This is a genomic window from Methylobacterium sp. Leaf106 (assembly GCF_001422895.1).
In the GTDB taxonomy this organism is placed as follows: Bacteria; Pseudomonadota; Alphaproteobacteria; order Rhizobiales; family Beijerinckiaceae; genus Methylobacterium; species Methylobacterium bullatum.
The window spans coordinates 258,798-275,158 of record NZ_LMNB01000001.1 but is presented as its reverse complement, the minus strand read 5'-3'; the positions used below and the strand labels follow the sequence as shown (position 1 = coordinate 275,158).

20 protein-coding genes and 1 pseudogene are annotated in these 16,361 nt (G+C 62.8%); 18 read left to right on the top strand and 3 right to left on the bottom strand.

The features are described 5' to 3' along the window. Positions 1-17 precede the first annotated feature (17 nt). The 10 genes and pseudogenes from ASF34_RS21940 to ASF34_RS01310 all read left to right on the top strand — a co-directional run bounded on the left by ASF34_RS21940 (position 18) and on the right by ASF34_RS01310 (position 9,076). Positions 18-353, top strand: coding sequence for an HNH endonuclease signature motif containing protein (locus ASF34_RS21940; RefSeq protein WP_082494015.1), 336 nt, complete (start codon positions 18-20; stop codon positions 351-353). A 324-nt stretch (positions 354-677) separates the two neighbouring features. Then, positions 678-917 carry a hypothetical protein gene (locus tag ASF34_RS22600; protein ID WP_156465594.1) on the top strand — a complete coding sequence of 80 codons (240 nt, stop codon included), beginning with the start codon at positions 678-680 and terminating at the stop codon, positions 915-917. Continuing rightward, a complete protein-coding gene (locus tag ASF34_RS01345; RefSeq protein WP_056157920.1) occupies positions 914-2,602 on the top strand; it encodes a terminase large subunit in 1,689 nt (562 codons plus the stop codon). Before ASF34_RS22600 ends, ASF34_RS01345 begins: the two co-directional genes overlap by 4 nt. Before the next feature lie 10 nt (positions 2,603-2,612). Next, positions 2,613-4,367, top strand: coding sequence for a phage portal protein (locus ASF34_RS01340; RefSeq protein WP_162240023.1), 1,755 nt, complete (start codon positions 2,613-2,615; stop codon positions 4,365-4,367). Positions 4,368-4,513: 146 nt separating this feature from the next. Next, positions 4,514-5,431 (top strand): HK97 family phage prohead protease, encoded by a 918-nt coding sequence (locus tag ASF34_RS01335; RefSeq protein WP_056157917.1) that lies wholly within the window; start codon positions 4,514-4,516, stop codon positions 5,429-5,431. Positions 5,432-5,451: 20 nt separating this feature from the next. Next, a complete protein-coding gene (locus ASF34_RS01330; RefSeq protein WP_056157912.1) occupies positions 5,452-6,588 on the top strand; it encodes a phage major capsid protein in 1,137 nt (378 codons plus the stop codon). Positions 6,589-6,861: 273 nt separating this feature from the next. Next, positions 6,862-7,095 carry a hypothetical protein gene (locus ASF34_RS22595; RefSeq protein ID WP_156465593.1) on the top strand — a complete coding sequence of 78 codons (234 nt, stop codon included), beginning with the start codon at positions 6,862-6,864 and terminating at the stop codon, positions 7,093-7,095. Between the two features lie 41 nt (positions 7,096-7,136). Continuing rightward, a pseudogene (locus tag ASF34_RS23720) lies at positions 7,137-7,463 on the top strand (helix-turn-helix domain-containing protein); the annotation flags it as partial. A 583-nt stretch (positions 7,464-8,046) separates the two neighbouring features. Beyond that, complete coding sequence (locus ASF34_RS22970; protein WP_244478858.1) at positions 8,047-8,805, top strand: hypothetical protein; 759 nt, start codon at positions 8,047-8,049, stop codon at positions 8,803-8,805. After that, a complete protein-coding gene (locus tag ASF34_RS01310) occupies positions 8,798-9,076 on the top strand; it encodes a hypothetical protein (protein ID WP_056157900.1) in 279 nt (92 codons plus the stop codon). Before ASF34_RS22970 ends, ASF34_RS01310 begins: the two co-directional genes overlap by 8 nt. A gap of 17 nt (positions 9,077-9,093) precedes the next feature. On the opposite strand, the gene ASF34_RS22590 is transcribed toward ASF34_RS01310, so the two are convergent. Then, on the bottom strand, positions 9,094-9,795 hold the full coding sequence (locus ASF34_RS22590; protein ID WP_156465592.1) for a hypothetical protein: 702 nt from the start codon (positions 9,793-9,795) through the stop codon (positions 9,094-9,096). A gap of 147 nt (positions 9,796-9,942) precedes the next feature. Between ASF34_RS22590 and ASF34_RS21930 the strand changes: the two genes are divergently transcribed. Continuing rightward, a complete protein-coding gene (locus ASF34_RS21930; RefSeq protein ID WP_082493998.1) occupies positions 9,943-10,257 on the top strand; it encodes an HNH endonuclease in 315 nt (104 codons plus the stop codon). Between the two features lie 43 nt (positions 10,258-10,300). Here the strand turns inward: ASF34_RS21930 and ASF34_RS22585 are convergent, their stop codons facing one another. After that, positions 10,301-10,783 carry a hypothetical protein gene (locus tag ASF34_RS22585; RefSeq protein WP_156465591.1) on the bottom strand — a complete coding sequence of 161 codons (483 nt, stop codon included), beginning with the start codon at positions 10,781-10,783 and terminating at the stop codon, positions 10,301-10,303. 472 nt (positions 10,784-11,255) lie between these two features. On the opposite strand from ASF34_RS22585, the gene ASF34_RS01305 reads away from it, so the two are divergent. From ASF34_RS01305 to ASF34_RS01275, 7 genes are all read left to right on the top strand, one after another. Further along, positions 11,256-11,537 (top strand): hypothetical protein, encoded by a 282-nt coding sequence (locus tag ASF34_RS01305; RefSeq protein WP_056157897.1) that lies wholly within the window; start codon positions 11,256-11,258, stop codon positions 11,535-11,537. A 279-nt stretch (positions 11,538-11,816) separates the two neighbouring features. Further along, the gene (locus ASF34_RS01300; RefSeq protein ID WP_056157894.1) at positions 11,817-13,034 is read left to right on the top strand and encodes a phage major capsid protein; all 1,218 of its coding nucleotides are present in this window, start codon (positions 11,817-11,819) and stop codon (positions 13,032-13,034) included. A gap of 9 nt (positions 13,035-13,043) precedes the next feature. Continuing rightward, positions 13,044-13,274, top strand: coding sequence for a hypothetical protein (locus ASF34_RS01295; protein WP_056157891.1), 231 nt, complete (start codon positions 13,044-13,046; stop codon positions 13,272-13,274). Between the two features lie 141 nt (positions 13,275-13,415). Next, on the top strand, positions 13,416-14,072 hold the full coding sequence (locus tag ASF34_RS01290; protein ID WP_056157889.1) for a hypothetical protein: 657 nt from the start codon (positions 13,416-13,418) through the stop codon (positions 14,070-14,072). A gap of 56 nt (positions 14,073-14,128) precedes the next feature. Then, positions 14,129-14,572 carry a hypothetical protein gene (locus ASF34_RS01285; protein ID WP_156465590.1) on the top strand — a complete coding sequence of 148 codons (444 nt, stop codon included), beginning with the start codon at positions 14,129-14,131 and terminating at the stop codon, positions 14,570-14,572. A gap of 8 nt (positions 14,573-14,580) precedes the next feature. Further along, a complete protein-coding gene (locus tag ASF34_RS01280; protein ID WP_162240020.1) occupies positions 14,581-15,012 on the top strand; it encodes an NlpC/P60 family protein in 432 nt (143 codons plus the stop codon). After that, a complete protein-coding gene (locus ASF34_RS01275) occupies positions 15,002-15,445 on the top strand; it encodes a hypothetical protein (protein WP_156465589.1) in 444 nt (147 codons plus the stop codon). The genes ASF34_RS01280 and ASF34_RS01275 overlap by 11 nt, the downstream gene beginning before the upstream one ends. A 7-nt stretch (positions 15,446-15,452) precedes the next feature. On the opposite strand, the gene ASF34_RS01270 is transcribed toward ASF34_RS01275, so the two are convergent. After that, positions 15,453-15,896, bottom strand: coding sequence for a hypothetical protein (locus ASF34_RS01270; protein ID WP_156465588.1), 444 nt, complete (start codon positions 15,894-15,896; stop codon positions 15,453-15,455). Between the last annotated feature and the right edge of the window lie 465 nt (positions 15,897-16,361).

Below are 16,361 nucleotides of genomic sequence, written 5' to 3'. Positions count from 1 at the left end.
AGATGTGTTGAGTTTATATGTCCCGTCTCACCACCCTGAAGCCTCGTCTAGGAACCCTAGACACTCGCACAGCGATCCCGGCACCCAAGGCAGCAGACGCTGAGCTACTGACACCTGAGCACGCAGCCTGGCGCCAAGAGGTGCTGAAGCGCGCAGGGTGGAAGTGCCAATGGCCCGGATGTACGGCCCACGGCAGGCGAGGTGGCGTCCGGCTCTATGCCGACCACATCGTCGAGAGACGTGATGGCGGCGACCCGCTGGACCCACGCAATGGGCAGGCGCTCTGCCCTCCTCACCATGGGCGCAAGACGGCCGCTGAGCGGGCGCGGCGCATGGGATTGATGCCGACCTAGCCCAACGGGGCTGACGGGCATCCTGGGCCATCCTAGGCGCCTGATGTGGCATCTGCCGAAGGGTAGGGGGCGGTCGAAAGTCTACGGTCTAAGGGCCGGCTACCGCATGGGATCGCATTCGCAGATTAAATCCTCCCGGTCCTTTCGAAATCAAACGGGCGGAATTCATACGGCATGACGAAATCAACTGGCCTCGGACGGGGCGGAAAGCGCTCTGGCGCTGGCCGCAAGCCGAAACACGCGATTACGGTCAAGCAGGCAGAGCGTCAGGTCGAGGACGCCGCTCAGATCATCGTGAAGGCGCGTCAGGAACCGGCATCGAGCATGACAGCCGCGGATCTCGTCGCCAAAGCCTACGCGACGTTGCAAGACGTCATGGACAACTCACCATTCCCCGCGCCTCGGGTGACCGCAGCGCGCGCGATCCTCGATATCGCCAGGGACGAGAAGGCTGAGAAGGCCGGCACTGGCGGGAAGAAGGCCGAACGACAGGCTGCGGCTGAGAAGGTGGGCGGCAAGTTCTCTGCCCCTTCCGCGCCGAGGCTCATCGTCGATAACAGATGAAAGATTGGACCACAGCTTGCCCTGACTGGGCCGAGCGCATCGTGGCAGGCCGGTCGCTGATTACGTCGCCACCGCTCTTCCCAAGCGAGGCGGATGCGGCTCTGGAGGTGTTCAAGTCGCTGATCGTGGTCGATGTGGCCGGGTCGCCGACATTCGGTGAAACCTGCGAGGACTGGGTTTTCGACTTCGTGGCGGCGATCTTCGGCGCCTACGATGCGGAGAAGGGCAAACGCCTCATCCGGGAGTTCTTCCTCCTCATCTCGAAGAAGAACGGCAAGTCGACGGTCTCGGCCGGCATCATGCTCACGGCGCTGCTTCGCAACTGGCGCCTGTCGAACGAGCTTCTGATCCTGGCACCGACGATTGAGGCCGCGCAGAACAGTTTCAAGCCAGCTGCCGACATGGTTCGGGCCGACCCCGAACTCGACAGCATGATGCACATCCAGGATCACATCCGGACGATCACGCACCGGGTGACAAAGGCCACGTTGAAGGTCGTCGCGGCCGATAGCGCGACAGTGGTGGGCAAGAAGGCAGCGTTCGTCCTGATCGACGAGCTATGGGAGTTTGGGAGCAAGCCGCGGGCTGATGCGATGCTGCGCGAAGCCACCGGCGGCCTGGTCTCCCGGCCCGAAGGGTTCGTGATCTCCATCTCGACGCAGAGCGATGCTCCGCCTGCCGGGGTGTTCAAGGACAAGCTGGACTATTTTCGCGACGTTCGCGACGGCAAGATCCCCGATCGCAAGAGCCTCGCAGTCATCTACGAATTTCCGAAGGCGATGGTGGAAGCGAAGGCCTACCTGGAGCCGGACAACTTCTACATCACCAACCCGAACATGGGACGATCTGTCAGCCGGGAATGGCTGGAAGACGAGCTCGTCAAGGAATTGGCGAAGGGCGAAGAGACTCGCCGGACCTTCCTCGCCAAGCATCTCAACGTCCAGATCGGGATGGACCTCCGCGCTAACCGCTGGTCAGGGGCCGACTACTGGAACGATCGGGCGGATGCGGCACTCACCCTCGACGAGGTGTTGAGCCGATCCGAGGTCGTCTGCATCGGCATCGATGGCGGCGGCCTGGACGATTTGTTCGGCCTCACGGTTATCGGCAGGGAGAGGGGGTCTCGCGACTGGCTCGCATGGACCCATGCTTGGTGCCACAAGGGCGTTCTGGAGCGCCGCAAGTCGATTGCCTCCAAGCTCCGCGACTTCGAGCGGGCCGGCGAACTGACTATCGTCGATGATGAGCTCGGCGACATCTCCGCCATCGTGGAGATCGTTTCGGACGTGAAGGAACGCGGGCTTCTCGCCTGTGTCGGCGTCGACCCGGCAGGCCTCGGCGAGTTCATCGAAGCCATGGCCGAGATCGGGGTGACGCAGGAAGCAAAGCTCCTCGTCGGTGTCCCGCAGGGATATGGCATGATGAACGCCATCAAGACCGCCGAGCGGAAGCTCGCAAACGGGACGCTGCGCCACTCCGGATCGACCCTCATGGCCTGGGCCGTGGGCAATCTGAAAATCGAACCGACCGCGACCGCCATCCGGGCGACGAAGCAGAATGCCGGCGACGCGAAGATCGACCCGGTGATGTCACTGTTCGACGCAGTGGTCCCGATGTCACTCAACCCCGCCGCGCCTGCCAACGCCAACCTCGGCGGCTTCCTCGCGGCGCCGATCTTCGCCTGAAGGACTGCGCATGGGCCTACTCCGCAAGGCGGCGCTGACGGTCGCCCGCGGGTTGGGCCTCACCGACCAGCGTCTGATCTCATATTTTGGCGGCGAGGAAAGCCACTCGGGCGAGCGCGTCACCGTCGACAGCTCCCTCACCCTGGACGCAGTCTGGGCGTGCACTCGCCTGATGTCGCAGACGATCGCGACGTTGCCGTTGCCGCTTTACGAGCGCGACGCGCAGGGCCGGAACAATGTCGCCAGCGGGCACCCACTCTACCGAGTGCTCCACGACAAGCCCAACGCCGAGATGACGGCGGTCGAGTTCTGGCAGGCCCTGTTCGCCTGCAAGCTGCTTTGGGGGAACGCCTACGCCGAGATCGTCCGCGGTGCGAACGAGCGGGTGGTGGCGCTGCTTCCGATGCGGCCGGACCGCGTTCAAGTCACACGGGAAGTCGATGGGTCGCTGACCTACCGATACGCTTTCCAGGGCCTCACGCAGACATTCACCGAGGATCAGGTTCTCCATCTCAAGGGCTTCTCGCTCGACGGGCAAATCGGCATGTCGGCAATCGCCGCCGGTCGGCACAGCCTGGGCAGCGCTATGGGCGCCGAGCGGTCGGCGGGGCGGATCTTCAAGAACGGGATGCGTCCCTCGGGCTTTCTGAAGGCGCCCATGTTTCTCACGCCAGAACAGCGTGAGGATGCAAAGGCGCTCATCGCTGGATGGAAGGGCGCCGACAACACCGGCTCCACGCCCCTGCTTGAGGGCGGCTTCGATTTCCAGTCCCTCACTATCCCGCCAGAGGATGCACAGCTTCTCGAGACCCGCGGCTTCAACGTCGAGGTGATCTGCCGGTGGTTCGGCGTCCTGCCGGTCATGATCGGGCACATGGACAAGGCCACCGCCTGGGGCACCGGCCTCGAGCAGATGAACCTCTGGTTCCTGACCTACACCCTGCGATCTCACCTGAAGGCAACCGAACAGGCGATCTGGTCGAAGTGTCTGACGGCAGCCGAGCAGCTTCGCTACTTCCCAGAGTTCAACGTCGAAGGCCTGCTCCGCGCCGACAGCAAAGGGCGCGCCGAGCTCTACAGCGCCGAGGTTACCCATGGCCTCAGCACCCCGAACGAGATCCGGTCCCGCGAGAACAAGCCCCCGCTTCCTGGCGGCGACAGCCTCTTCATGCAGTCGGCGATGTTACCGATCGAGAAACTTGGCCAGGCTGCGCCGGCCACCCCAGAGTCGGCCCCACAGATTGAACGGAACAGGGCCAGCGGAGGTGCGCTCGACGAAGCCCCTTTTGGGTTCATGGCTCTGGCCGCCCTGGCCAGGATGGCGGAGGGGCTGGCCCTTAAGGCTTTTGATGGCGGTCAACTGCGAGATGCTCGCGGGCGCTGGGTATCCGGGCTGGCTGCCGCTTTCGATGCGGTCGGGCTCGGAGGAAAGCCTGTCCGGGCGCAGCTAGGGACCGTTCGAAGAGCCGGAGAGATACGTCGCCTGACGGGTATCGACGTTTCAGGTTTCGCTCACACAGTTACAAATCAGGGCATCGCGCATGTGCGCAAAAAAAGGCCCGGGCTGCTGTCGAACGCAACGGACGTAGGACTTCTACGTGAGGTGGCGTTGAAGCCCGATCGCATCTTTGCTGGCAAGCGCCCGGGGCCGAACGGTCAGCCGCGCATCGTATTTGAAAAGACGATCGGTAAGCGCCGCCTAGCCTTCGTCGCGGAAATCCACGCCGGCAAGCGCCGCATTGAATTGGTCACGCTGTGGGATTGAGCGCCGTGATGCTCGATGCCCGATCTGAAGATCGTCCCCGAGCCGAACGTCCGAAACGCCTCACGACTTGACCGAAACCTAGCACTTGCTGTGCGGCTCTTCAATAGAGGGCAGCGGCTCGGAGGTGCGGAGACTGAGAGTGTCCCATGCAGCCTGACGTCTTCGTTGCTCCGCTGGAGCTCAAGTTCGCCGAGAACGCCGCCGAGGGCGTATTCTCCGGCTATGGCGCCATGTTCGGCAATGTCGACAGCCATGGCGACGTGATCCTGCCGGGCGCTTTCAAGGAGTCGCTCGCCGAGCGGAAATCACAAGGCCGCGGCGTCCCGATGCACGTCATGCACGGCGTATACGGCGGAGACGGCGTCCCTGTCGGTGTCTGGACCAACGTCGAGGAAGACGACAAGGGCCTCCGTGTCGAGGGAAAGCTCTCGGGCATGAACACCGATGCCGGCCGGATGCGCTACGAGCTCGTCAAGGACGGTGCCCTGGGCGGTCTCTCCATCGGCTACCGGGTGAAGAAGAATGGCGCCACCTACGGCCAGAAGCCGGGAGAGCCGAAGCGCACCCTGAAGTCCCTCCACCTCGGCGAGATCAGTCTCGTCGATGATCCATCGAATGCGCAGGCGCGCGTCATGGAGATGAAGCGGCTCGCTCGAGCCGAGTTGAAGGCGTCCGTCCTGACCGATCCGGATACGGCAAAGGCCGCGACGCGCCTCGAAGAAGCGATCCGCATCCATGACGGGTTCATGGGCTCCTACTTTTACGGCCAGTCGGCGAAGGACGGCGCGCTCCTCATGGACGCCCTCCGCGACACCTACGAGGCCCTGACAGGTTCACGCGCCCCGGACGGCCTCATCGGCTGGACCAAAGGCGCGATCAACGATCGGGAAGTGAAGGCTTGGCTCCGGGAGGAGTTGGGTCTCTCGCATTCCCAGGCAGACGCGATGGCCGCGCGGCTGTTCAAGGCGAGTCCTCGGGATGAGGGGCGCGACCAGGCCGAAACCGAAGCGAAGGCGGCACTGTCCGATCTCGGCAGCGCCCTGACGGGCTTCAAGCTCCCCTGATCCATCAAGGAATCGACCACATGACCCGCATGACCTCCATCGGCGCTTCGGCGGCCGTTCTCTTCGCGTGCCAGATCGGCCCGCGCATCCACCTCGCCCCGCCCGACAGCGGCGCTGCAGCCGCCGCTGGCTCCCAGGGCGGCGCCGGCGACGCCGAGTTCAAGGCTCTCGCTGGCGGGCTCAAGGCGGCCACCAACGAGGTGAAGCGCTTCGCCGAGAAGGCCGAGGGCGAAATGAAGAGCCTCGGCAAGATGACCGAGGAGACCAAGGCGGCGGCCGACAAGGCCATCACCGAGATGAACGCCAAGGTCTCCGAGTTCGACGCGCGTCTCGCGGATGTCGAGCAGAAGGGCGCTCGTCGCGGGGGGCCCGGCAACTCCGAGACGAAGAGCCTCGGTCAGCACTTCGCCGACAGCGAGGGCTTCAAGGGCGTGAAGGAGCAGGGCTCGCAGTATCGCGGCCAGATCCGCGCGACCGTCGAGACGAAGAACATCATGACGGCCCCGGCCACCCTCGGCACCGGCGTCTCTCCGAGCTCGTCGCTCGTCGTCACCGATCGCCAGGGTATCGTGAACCTGCCGGATCGACCGCTGCGTGTTCGTGACCTGATCACCCCCGGTCAGACCTCGTCGAACAACATCGAGTACCCGGTGGAGACCGGCTTCACCAACGCCGCGGCGATGGTGGCCGAGGGTGCCCGCAAGCCTCAGTCCGAGCTGACGTTCGACCTGAAGTCGGCGCCCGTCCGCACGCTGGCCCACATCTTCAAGGGTTCGCGCCAGCTGCTCGACGATGCCCCCGGTCTGGTCTCCTACATCGACGGCCGCGCACGCTACGGCCTCGAATTCGTCGAGGAGGCGCAGATCCTCTACGGCAACGGCACCGGCCAGAACCTGACCGGCATCATCCCGCAGGCCTCGGCCTATGCTGCGCCGTTCACGCCGACCGCGGAAACCCCGATCGACCGCCTGCGCCTCGCCATCCTTCAGGCAACGCTGGCTCTCTACCCGTCCACCGGTATCGTCCTGAACGACACAGACTGGGCCCGTGTCAGCATCCTTCTGGTAAAAGCTCATATAGAGCAAGGATTTAGCCGCCTTTTGGCGGCTTTTTCTATGCAGCTGACGATGGCCGGCTATGGCTGGGTAAGTGCCTGAAAAGACAATGAAGTCTGCGCATGGCCGGCGCGGCAGTTGCGCATGTTTTACGCACGATTTGCGCATGAGGGCGAGCCATGAAGATAGAACCTGCAGACACACTCTACGGCCTTGAGGCCATCGCCGCGCACCTAGGGATCACCAGAGGGCAGGCCAAGCACCGGGTGGCTCAGAAGCTCATTCCATCGTTCAAGTTGGGCCGAACCGTCTGTGCTCTCAGGTCGGCAATCAACGACGAAATGCGCTCTCGCGCCGAAGCGACGCGGCCGAACCGTGGCTAAGCCTTCCTCTCCGTTCGTCCCCGTCTACGCTGGCGATGCGGTGGTCGGGCGGGCCTTCGAGCTCGGCCGCAATTCCTGGGCGGGGCGCATGTCAGACGGTACCCGGGTAGGCTTCCACGGCTCGCTTGAGGCCGCACAAGGCGCGATCCTGGCGCGACATGCGAAGACCACGGCGGCTCGAACGGCAGCGCCACCGGTGAGCCGGCCGACCATCGGCGTGCGCTAAGCGCTCCAAAGCATCGGTTTCAGCCCTTTGGGCCACTCGCCGTGCGGTACGGCCGGTCGCCCCCAAGGATCCCACATCATGAGCACTCTCGCGACTCCGGTTCACCCCGGCGGCCGGAACGGCACGCCGTGAGCGCGCCAGCCCTCACGCTCCTCCACAAGTGGCGGCTGCTTCAGGCCATCGTCTGCGACCCGGCGCTCTCGCCGGCTGCGAAGGCGGTAGCGGCACGCCTTCTACACCACCACAACACGCTGACCGGGCAGTGCTCGCCCTCCTACGACACCCTGGCGCAGGCTGTTGGGACAGCGCGCAGCACCGTCATCAAGGCGATTTCCGACCTGCAGGCGGGCGGCTGGATCTCAGTCGAGCGGGTGAAGGTGCCCGGCCGCACTGGCGCACAGTCCCACGTCTCAAACCGCTACAGCTTCGCCTTCGACCGCGCCCCGGAAGACCAGGGGGTAGTCCGAAATACGGACCACCCCCCTAGTACAGATTTCGGACCACCCCCTAGTCCGAAATCCGGACCACCCCCGTCCGAAATCCAGACTAGGGGTGGTCCGAAATCCAGACCCGAACATGGGAAGTTAGAACAAGGGAAGGGAAAGAGGACTCTATCGGTCATCGAGCCAACGGCGTTCGACCGGTGGTGGAGCCTCTATCCGAGGAAGGTCGGCAAGGAAGCGTGTCGGCCTGTGTTCGACCGCGTGCTGAAGGCCGGCCGGGCGAGCTTGGACGATCTCATGGCGGGCGTCGCGCGGTACGCAGCCGAGCGAACCGACGAAGAGCCCCAATACACGAAGCACCCGAAGACCTGGCTCAACGGCGGCCATTGGGCGGACGAGCCCGCGCCGCGCCCCGACATCTCGCGCGGTGCGGCGCCGCGCCAATGGTCTCGCCCCGACAACGCGGCGACCACCCTGCTCAAGCGCGACCGCATGGAGCGTGAGGCTCATGACAACCACGATCCCTTCGACGATCAGGGTGCCCATCGGCGACCCCACACCGGAGGTGGACCGGATCGTGTCGCGCCTTCGGAGCGCGGCCGAATGGGTGGGGCCAGGTCGATACTCGATCTCGAGCCGATCCGCTCCGACCGAAAGTGAGCGGAATCAGCTGACGGCGCGGGCCGATGACCTGCGGCTAGGGCTGATCCCGGCGACCAAAGAGGAAGTGCGGACGTCCCTCCTCAAGTTCATGGCCGGCATGGACCTCAAGATGACGGCAGACGACCTCGACGAGATGGTCAGCATGTTCGTGGCGTCGCTCATGGGCCTTCCGCTCTGGGCTATCCGCCAAGCGCTTCTCAACTGGATGCAGGGCACGATCGCCGGGGCCAACCCTCGCTTCACCCCCAAGCCACCGGAGCTGCGGATTGAAGCCAACCGGATCGCGGCCCCGTTCCAGCGCGAGCTTGGGTCAATCGAGGCCGGCCTGTCCGCCAGCGTGGAGCAGGTGCCGACGCAATCCGAGCGCGATGCTGCTGTTGCCCGATGGCACGACGAAATCCGCCCAACCATGGGGCACGCGGATGTGACCGAGGATCTCAGCGAGAAGCGCCGGCAGGAAGCCTTGGACGAGAACCGGAGGTTCCGGGCCCGCGAGGCAGCGCACGCCGGTCTCGCGGACGGTCACGACATGACGCTCGATATGCGGCGCGCCCTTTACATCCCGACGCAGCCTCGCGCGAAGGTGCCGACCGACGATGAGTGATAGCCGCCACACTCACGGTCTCATCCACGAATGGGCCGAAATCCGGGGCCTTCAGGTCGTGGCGCTTGAGACGGTGGAGCATCCCCGCACCATCAGCGTCTCCATCTCCGGCGGCCCTTTCGGGTGGTCTACGATGGCCGAGATCGACAGCACGGAGCCCGGCGCCAGAGCCAAGGCGGTCTCGCTCGGCGACATGCTCAACGATGCGCTGGAAGCCGCTGAACTTGGGTGGTTCACGCCTGACGACGAGATCGACGCACAACGCCGGTAAGCAAGGTGATGCGACGCCTATTCGGGAGCAGGAAACGTTCCGGTCTCGACCGGCCCCTTCAGCAACTGACCATCTACCAGTGTTTTCTCTAGCTCCCAGGCTATGACACGCATCATGGCGAGATGCGCACCGGGGGGGAAAGGAGTGCTGATGTCACCATCTACGCCAAATCCCCAACCCGGGGCATTCTCTCGCGACAATGCAACATACGCCGGGTCTGTAAGGTGCTCGTCGAAATGACTACCCCCGTCCTGGCTCCTTAGCGCCCGAACAATACTCCTTCTTGTCAAGGCGTTTCCACGTTTATCATCAAATATTATTCGCCTCTCCCACCAATCAACGAATTTGACATTCTCGCCCGACGTCATAGGGCCATTTACGACAGGGACATATTTGCAATCAATATCTCCTTTCTCGTTCAACCCACCCACACGCATTAATATCATTGGCATATATTCACTTAGATTTCTCGGATCGTCTGCGTATGTTGAGTCAAAAAACTGCAAGTCTCTACGAGCAGACAATTGCGTCAGGAGACTTCTCTGGCCGCCGTCTACGACGATTATGTATACAGCCGACGCAAGGCGCTGAGCTTCCTGCAAAGAACCTTTGTCGTACGCCCGACATGATGAGCGCATGAAACCAACTTGGTGTGTCAACGCCTCCACAATTTCAGCATTAGGCCGAGCCCAAGCAGCTTTTTGTTTTTTCTCGCCCATCTGCCGATCCATGCTCGACGCAGCCCATCGCCGTGCGCCTACTAGTTGGCATACGACCGCCGCGACGTTCTTGCCAGAGGAAGCAGAAACCAACGGTCGGCGACGCCTTTCACCAGCCAATAATGATCTTCAGATAAGGTCTCTTCCATGGCTCGCCTCACCACCCTCAAGCCACAGCTGCGCACCCTCGCACCCCGCATAACAGTGAGCCGGGGAACCGAGCCCGGCCAGCCATTCTACAGCACGCCGGAATGGCGAGAGCTTCGTAACCGGCTCCTCCGAACCCGAGGCCGCAAGTGCGAGGACTGCGGACGCACAGGAACCCGCATCTACTGCGATCATGTGGTGGAGATCAGCGACGGCGGCCTCGGCCTGGACGAGGCGAATGTCCGGCTGCGGTGCGGCTCATGCCACACGACGAAGACGGCGGATGCGAGGGCGAGGCGGCATGGACTTCGCTAGCCCTATGCGCCTGTTTTATCTACATGCGCGATGCGCGCGGGGCTCATTTCAGTGGCAGCTTTGGCATTTGCAGCGCCAGCCACCCTGTGACTGCATTAGAGCATTCAATCCGAACTTTCAGTTGCTTCGAATAACTCTGTTTATCGAAAGTGAAAAATCCGGAAATCGTTCTATCGAACTTGCCCTTTGATAAAGCCATATATCTATCGTTGTCCTTGTACGACCTATCCCCCAAGATGAACAAGATTTCACAGTTTTCAATTTCTGGTTCCGACTTCTTTGTTATGATGAATTCCGCAATAACAGCAACTGTATCGCTTACCTTCCCCTCAATAGAGCGAGACCTTCCCAGAAAAATGGGCGACGGATCTCGTAAGACAATATCTGACGGCTCACCAACTGGGTTTAAAACTCTTTGTGTCGCATCGTAGAGCTTTGACAGGTTGTCCGTGAACAAAACAGCGCCGGCAGCGAATGCTACCACGGTGAGCGCCACAGTTCTTAGTACAGCAAGGTACTTGTGCAAGGATGGCCTCCGCTAGCGCGTCCAATGCGGCATAGCTCCACGGTTTCTAACACAAGCACCGAAGCTGTTTTAGTCCGCAGCGCTTGGCCCTGAGGGAGGCAGGGGGGCACCTCGAAACTCTACAGCCCTAAGGGGCCTGCATCGCATGGGATCGCATTCGCAGATTTTTTTCCCCTGGACGGTTGGTGTGGCGTGCGGAGTCCGCACGTAAGGCCCTGAGGAAATGCTGATTTTTTTCCTCGAAATCGGTTCGGGCAGAGCGCCGAAATCAATTCGGGCACAGCATCTTAGCCGCCATGCTTAAAGTTAGCCGATGCTAAGATCGCACAAGGTTTGCTGCCACTTCGCGTCCCTATGAAACCCCTTTGAAATCCGCACCATCCGACGTGCGGAGTGCTGCGGAAAGCGCCTCACTCCTTGGGGGTGCTGCCCCCCCCCGCCCCCCCCCTTCCGACAAAGATTGGATCCGACCATGCGAGACACTTACGCCTCTCTGAACGAAGACCTGACCGCCGAGCCGGTCCACGCCGAAGTCAGGGACGTGCTGCGTCGAATGATTGAGGAAGGGGTTCCGCCGGTTGAGGTCGTGGAGGCGGCTATGGCGACTGCCACGGCACTGTGCCTCGATCTTGAAGGGATCGGGCGAACGGCGACGCGGCTCCTCACCGTGGGGACCAAGCTCGCCGAAGCGAGCCCTGAACTTCAAAGCAAAGTCGCTCTCCGCCGCAACGGCCTCGGCGCCGCTAGCCATTGATTCCGCTTATTGGTTTGGCTGCACGGATTGACGCAACCTATCGTGCGGTTTAGTTGTAATTTGCTTGCGCGGGTCTTGGGATGAGATGCGCGTGATGGCCGCCTAGCACCAGCGGGCGGCACCTATCGCGGCCCTCGGGATGAGGGAGTGGCAGGGCAGAACTGGAAGGGCCTCAGGCTCTCGTTTTGTCGCCCGTCGCGGTGATCGTCTCAGCACGAGCCAGACGGAACCCAACCATTGCAGGCTCTCGCCGTGTGCTGCGCCTGGAAGTGAGGACACATGACCAAACTCATTCGCTCTGTTGGCGCCGGCTCGGCCGCTTTCCTGGCATCCTGCAACATCGGCGGCATCCGTGTCGCTCTGGCTCCGCCTGACTCTCAGGGGGGCGACATCAGCGCCATCGCGACGATGGTGAAGGAGAAGTTCGGGGAGGTGTCACGCTTCGCCACCGAGACGAACGCCCGCCTATCGGACGTGGAACAGAAGGCGGCCCGCGGCGGTCGCGGCGGCGGCATCGCCACGAAGAGCTGGGGTCAGCGCTTTGTCGAGTCCGATGAGTACAAGGGCTTCCAGGGATCCCGCGATCGGCAGGGCCTGAAGTTCCGCGCCGAGGTGGCCTCGACCGAAGGCGAACACAAGAACATCACCAGCGTGTCCGGCTCTGGCGGCTCCCTGGTGCCGGTAGACCGTCGCGTCTCCGACCTGTCGCTGATGCCCTGGAACACGCTGACGGTACGCGATCTGGTGGCGGCCGGCACGACCGAGTCGAACGCGGTCAGCTATCCTCGCATGACCGGCCGCACGAACAACGCGGCGATGGTCGCCGAGGGTGCGCTCAAGCCTCAGTCGGACATGGCCTTCGAGGAGGTGACGGCACCGGTTCGCACACTGGCGCACTACTTCCTCGCCAGCCGGCAGATCATCGACGATGCCCCGGCGCTCGCCGCGACCATCGATGCCGAAGCCCGCAACGGCCTCGCCGACGTTGAGGACGCACAGCTTCTGTTCGGCGACGGCACGGGTCAGAACCTTCTCGGCATCGTGCCGCAGGCTAGTGCGTTCGCGAAGCAGTGGACGAACGCGATGGGCTCGCCGCTCGACGTGCTCATCCAGGCCATCGCTCAGGTGGAAGCGCTGAACTGGAAGGTGGACGGCATGGTGCTGAACGCCGTCGATTGGCGGATGCTTCAGGCCATGAAGGACACTCAGGGCCGCTACATCGGCAACTCGCCGTTTGAGGCGTCCGTTCTTCAGCGGATCTGGCAAACGCCGGTGGCGACGACGAACCGGATGCCGAAGGGCACCTTCCTCGTTGGCCCGTTCAAGACGCAGGCGCAGATCTTCGACCGGATGGGCGTCGAGGTGCTGGCATCGTCGGAAGACGGCGACAACTTCCGCCGCAACCTCATCACCCTGCGTGCCGAGGAGCGCCTGGCCTTCACCGTGAAGCGTCCGGCCTCCTTCGTCACCGGCAGCCTCACCGCCTCGCTGGCGTAAGGGGCGATCATGACGGATGACGTGATCGTCCAGCCGGTTCGGACCTATCTCGAAGGTTCGGACCTGAAACAGGCGACCGACCAGCCCTATCCGGTCTCCCGCTCGCGGGCCGTGGAGTTGCGGGGCAATGGCCTCGTGACCTTCGAGGAGGCTGCGCCAGAGGCGGCGCCGGAGCCCGCCCCGGCGGAACCGGAGCCGGAGGCTCAAAAATCACGCGGACGGCGCCAGCGCCCCGCGTAACGCGACTGCCGGGTCCGCAAATGCGGGTCAGTCCGGCGGCGGACAAGTCGGCGAGTGTCCGAAACAACCCCGACAGCCGGCGGCATCCCATTCCTGGTGCGCGGCCGGCGATTCCATCCACCCGATAGGGCAGGGCGATCCGTGACAGCCATCAATGTCGTGAAGCAATCCGAATACGTCTACGTCATCACGGACGGCGCTGCGTTCCAGGGCGGCCATTTCGCCGGCTCATGCCCGAAGGTCTGGCAGATGCCGCACCTTCACGCGGTCATCGCGGCGGCCGGGCCGCAATTGCTGGCCCCGATCCTGTTTCAGGAAATCGCGCTCAGCGCGACGAGCTACGACGAGTTGAAGGCGACGATCCTCGACACGGTGCGGACAGCCATCGACCGGGCTAAGCCGCTGATGGACCGAATGCCGGACCCTCGCTGGCTCATCGCCGTGGCCGGAAGGTCTGAGACCACGGGCCTCGACGCTTTCGTGTTCCACGACGACGAGCGCATTCCGCTCCCATGGGAAATCCAGACGGTCGAGGACATCGCCATGCACCCGGCCGGGCCGGATGTAGTCGAGGGAGTGCACGAGATCGTTTCGAGCCGCGAGGCTTTGGAGGACTTCGACCCTATGACGGACAGCGTGCGGCTGCTGGACCTTCAGAGGCGTAACCCGGCGCACGGGATCGGCGCCTTCGCGCAACTCACCACGATATCGCACTGGGACATCCGTACCCGGCTCATCCACCGGTGGGAACAGACCCCGGACTTTCAGGAAGGGGAGCGCGTCGTATGGGCCGCCTAATCTCGCTCAATGCTCGCGTGGGGGCGAATGCCCCTAGTACGGCAGAGACGCCAATCATGCTCGTGACGATCTATCATCCGAGTCTGGAAAAGCCCGTTCGTATATCAAGCGATCCGACCGTCCGCCTCTCAATTGAGCCTATGGTCTACGGCACTAAGCACGCTGGCGAGGACTATATTTATCTGATGGTCGGCGCGATTATGCCTGACGACCAGGAAAATGCGCCACCGAAGACGAGGCTTGTGTTCGAGAACATTTCAAAAGATATGGCGGCTGTTCTGCGGGGCATCACTCCGGGGACATACTTGCGTGCCGACATTTTCGTTGTGCTCGCTGGGACGCCTGACTTCATTGAGACCAGCTATCGAGGCTTGCGCGGTGTGGCTTCCAGCTACGACGCCGCGCAGGTCGGCATAGAGCTATCCCGCGAGCCTTTCACCTCCGAACCGTGGCCCGAAGGGCGGATGACCGCCAGCCGGTTCCCCTCGCTTTTCAACTAGGCATGGCAATGCATTGGAGCGCCCCCTACGTCGGCCTGCCTTGGCAGGAGCGCGGCCTCACGCGCGATGGTATCGCGTGCTGGGGGTTGGCGTGCCTCGTCTATCGTGAGTACCTCGGCATCACTGTCCCCGACTATGCCGCCCAGGTCGCCTGCATTGCCGAGAAAGCCGAGGTTGCGGCGGTGTTCGCCGAAAGCACGTCGGCCGCCGGTCCCTGGATCAGGAAGGCGCCGGAGGACGCCGAGGACTTCGACATCCTCGTGTTCCGGGTTGGCGCTCTGGACGCCCATGTCGGCATCCGCGCGACCCCCGGCCGGATGCTCCATGCCACGTCCGGGCAGGCGTACAGCGGCATCGTCGACTACAGCCGGAACCCTTGGGTTCATCGCCTGACAGGCGTTTACCGGCATCGTGAAGTGGAGACCCGCAATGCTTTCTGAGATCCCCGTCTTGGCGTTCGATAGCGTCATGAACCCGCACGCCAAGCGGGCACTTATGGTGCCGGAGAGGACGACTATCGGCGAAATGGTGGTTCGCAGCTATCCGGGCCTGCCGGCCGAGCGTGCCGGGATCATTCGCGCCCTCGTGGACAATATCGAGGTTCCGCCGGCCATGTGGGACTGTGTGCGCCCCAAGATCGGAACGATGGTGGTCCTCAAGCCGGTTCCTGGCGACGGCGCCCTCAAGAACATCCTGACCATCGCGCTCACGGTCGCGGCGGTCGCGGCGGGCCAGTACTATGCGATCGGGTTCGCCGGCGCATTCGGGGTTTCGGTCGCGGCCGGATCGGCAGGCGCGGCCATCAGTTCGGCCATCATCAGCTCGTCCATCCCGGCGACCGGATCGCTTCTAGTGGACCCGTTCGGCGAATAGGCGCGGCCTAAAAGGTTATCCCGGCCTCGGCGCAATATTTTGTGACTTCTGCCGTCATCACGACAGGGCCACCCATTGCCACAACTTTGAACTCTTTGCCGTCGGGCTTGAACGCTCCGATGAAGGGCGACATCCCAACATAGCCGCCGTAGCTGTTTTTCGAGTTGACCTCACCGCACACGACATAGCCGTTTAGGCCGTTCGATAGTGCAGTTTTCGCCGATAGAATTCGTCCGAAATGAGCGGAGTAGGGGTCTTTCAGATCGGCGAGCACTACCGCCTTCACAATCCCAACTTGGGCGGGCGAAAGCGTGTGGCTTTGCGTGGAGGCCACAGTGAGGTTGGGCTCCCGCGAAGACTGGCACCCGGCCAGGGCGAGCGAACACACGGCGAGGGTGGCGAGGGCGCGCATCAGAAAATCCGGAGCATCAGAAAGTTGCGGCACTTTCATGCCGCAATCCCGAGCCGGTGTCTGTGGTGTCAAGGCAACGGTCAGTCGTGGCGCATACTCGCGCCGCCCTGAGTACCCTAAGCCATTCTAGGCGTCGTGTAGCCACTTCAGCGCGGCTTCCTCAGTTTCGAAAGTCTCAACCGGCGGGGTCTCGAGATGTGAGCCATCACCGCGTACAATAAAGGTCCGCCCTCTATATTCCGTGAAAACCTCCGAACCGGTCGGCAAAGGGAGATCGAATCGGTAGATATTCCGATTGCCGTGGGTCTGCAAAAAGGTCAGGTTTTCCGATGCCATCGAATCCTCCTATGTATTTTTCGGATAAGGAATTCTCGGGTTCGTAAGGGCATTGCTGCTTGTAGATTGTCCTCACCCGAGCCGGCATCACCACGCGCATCGTGCGGGTGTGGTCGAACGAGATTGGGAAGCCCATCAGCTAGAGGGACTTACTAGGGCCTTTCATAC

What these genes read in the sequence shown, in the direction of transcription:
- ASF34_RS21940 (WP_082494015.1), top strand. Translation starts at nt 18, where the DNA reads ATGTCCCGTCTCACCACCCTGAAGCCTCGTCTAGGAACCCTAGACACT.
- ASF34_RS22600 (WP_156465594.1), top strand. Translation starts at nt 678, where the DNA reads ATGACAGCCGCGGATCTCGTCGCCAAAGCCTACGCGACGTTGCAAGAC.
- ASF34_RS01345 (WP_056157920.1), top strand. Translation starts at nt 914, where the DNA reads ATGAAAGATTGGACCACAGCTTGCCCTGACTGGGCCGAGCGCATCGTG.
- ASF34_RS01340 (WP_162240023.1), top strand. Translation starts at nt 2,613, where the DNA reads ATGGGCCTACTCCGCAAGGCGGCGCTGACGGTCGCCCGCGGGTTGGGC.
- ASF34_RS01335 (WP_056157917.1), top strand. Translation starts at nt 4,514, where the DNA reads ATGCAGCCTGACGTCTTCGTTGCTCCGCTGGAGCTCAAGTTCGCCGAG.
- ASF34_RS01330 (WP_056157912.1), top strand. Translation starts at nt 5,452, where the DNA reads ATGACCCGCATGACCTCCATCGGCGCTTCGGCGGCCGTTCTCTTCGCG.
- ASF34_RS22970 (WP_244478858.1), top strand. Translation starts at nt 8,047, where the DNA reads ATGACAACCACGATCCCTTCGACGATCAGGGTGCCCATCGGCGACCCC.
- ASF34_RS01310 (WP_056157900.1), top strand. Translation starts at nt 8,798, where the DNA reads ATGAGTGATAGCCGCCACACTCACGGTCTCATCCACGAATGGGCCGAA.
- ASF34_RS22590 (WP_156465592.1), bottom strand. Translation starts at nt 9,795, where the DNA reads ATGGGCGAGAAAAAACAAAAAGCTGCTTGGGCTCGGCCTAATGCTGAA.
- ASF34_RS21930 (WP_082493998.1), top strand. Translation starts at nt 9,943, where the DNA reads ATGGCTCGCCTCACCACCCTCAAGCCACAGCTGCGCACCCTCGCACCC.
- ASF34_RS01305 (WP_056157897.1), top strand. Translation starts at nt 11,256, where the DNA reads ATGCGAGACACTTACGCCTCTCTGAACGAAGACCTGACCGCCGAGCCG.
- ASF34_RS01300 (WP_056157894.1), top strand. Translation starts at nt 11,817, where the DNA reads ATGACCAAACTCATTCGCTCTGTTGGCGCCGGCTCGGCCGCTTTCCTG.
- ASF34_RS01295 (WP_056157891.1), top strand. Translation starts at nt 13,044, where the DNA reads ATGACGGATGACGTGATCGTCCAGCCGGTTCGGACCTATCTCGAAGGT.
- ASF34_RS01285 (WP_156465590.1), top strand. Translation starts at nt 14,129, where the DNA reads ATGCTCGTGACGATCTATCATCCGAGTCTGGAAAAGCCCGTTCGTATA.
- ASF34_RS01280 (WP_162240020.1), top strand. Translation starts at nt 14,581, where the DNA reads ATGCATTGGAGCGCCCCCTACGTCGGCCTGCCTTGGCAGGAGCGCGGC.
- ASF34_RS01275 (WP_156465589.1), top strand. Translation starts at nt 15,002, where the DNA reads ATGCTTTCTGAGATCCCCGTCTTGGCGTTCGATAGCGTCATGAACCCG.
- ASF34_RS01270 (WP_156465588.1), bottom strand. Translation starts at nt 15,896, where the DNA reads ATGAAAGTGCCGCAACTTTCTGATGCTCCGGATTTTCTGATGCGCGCC.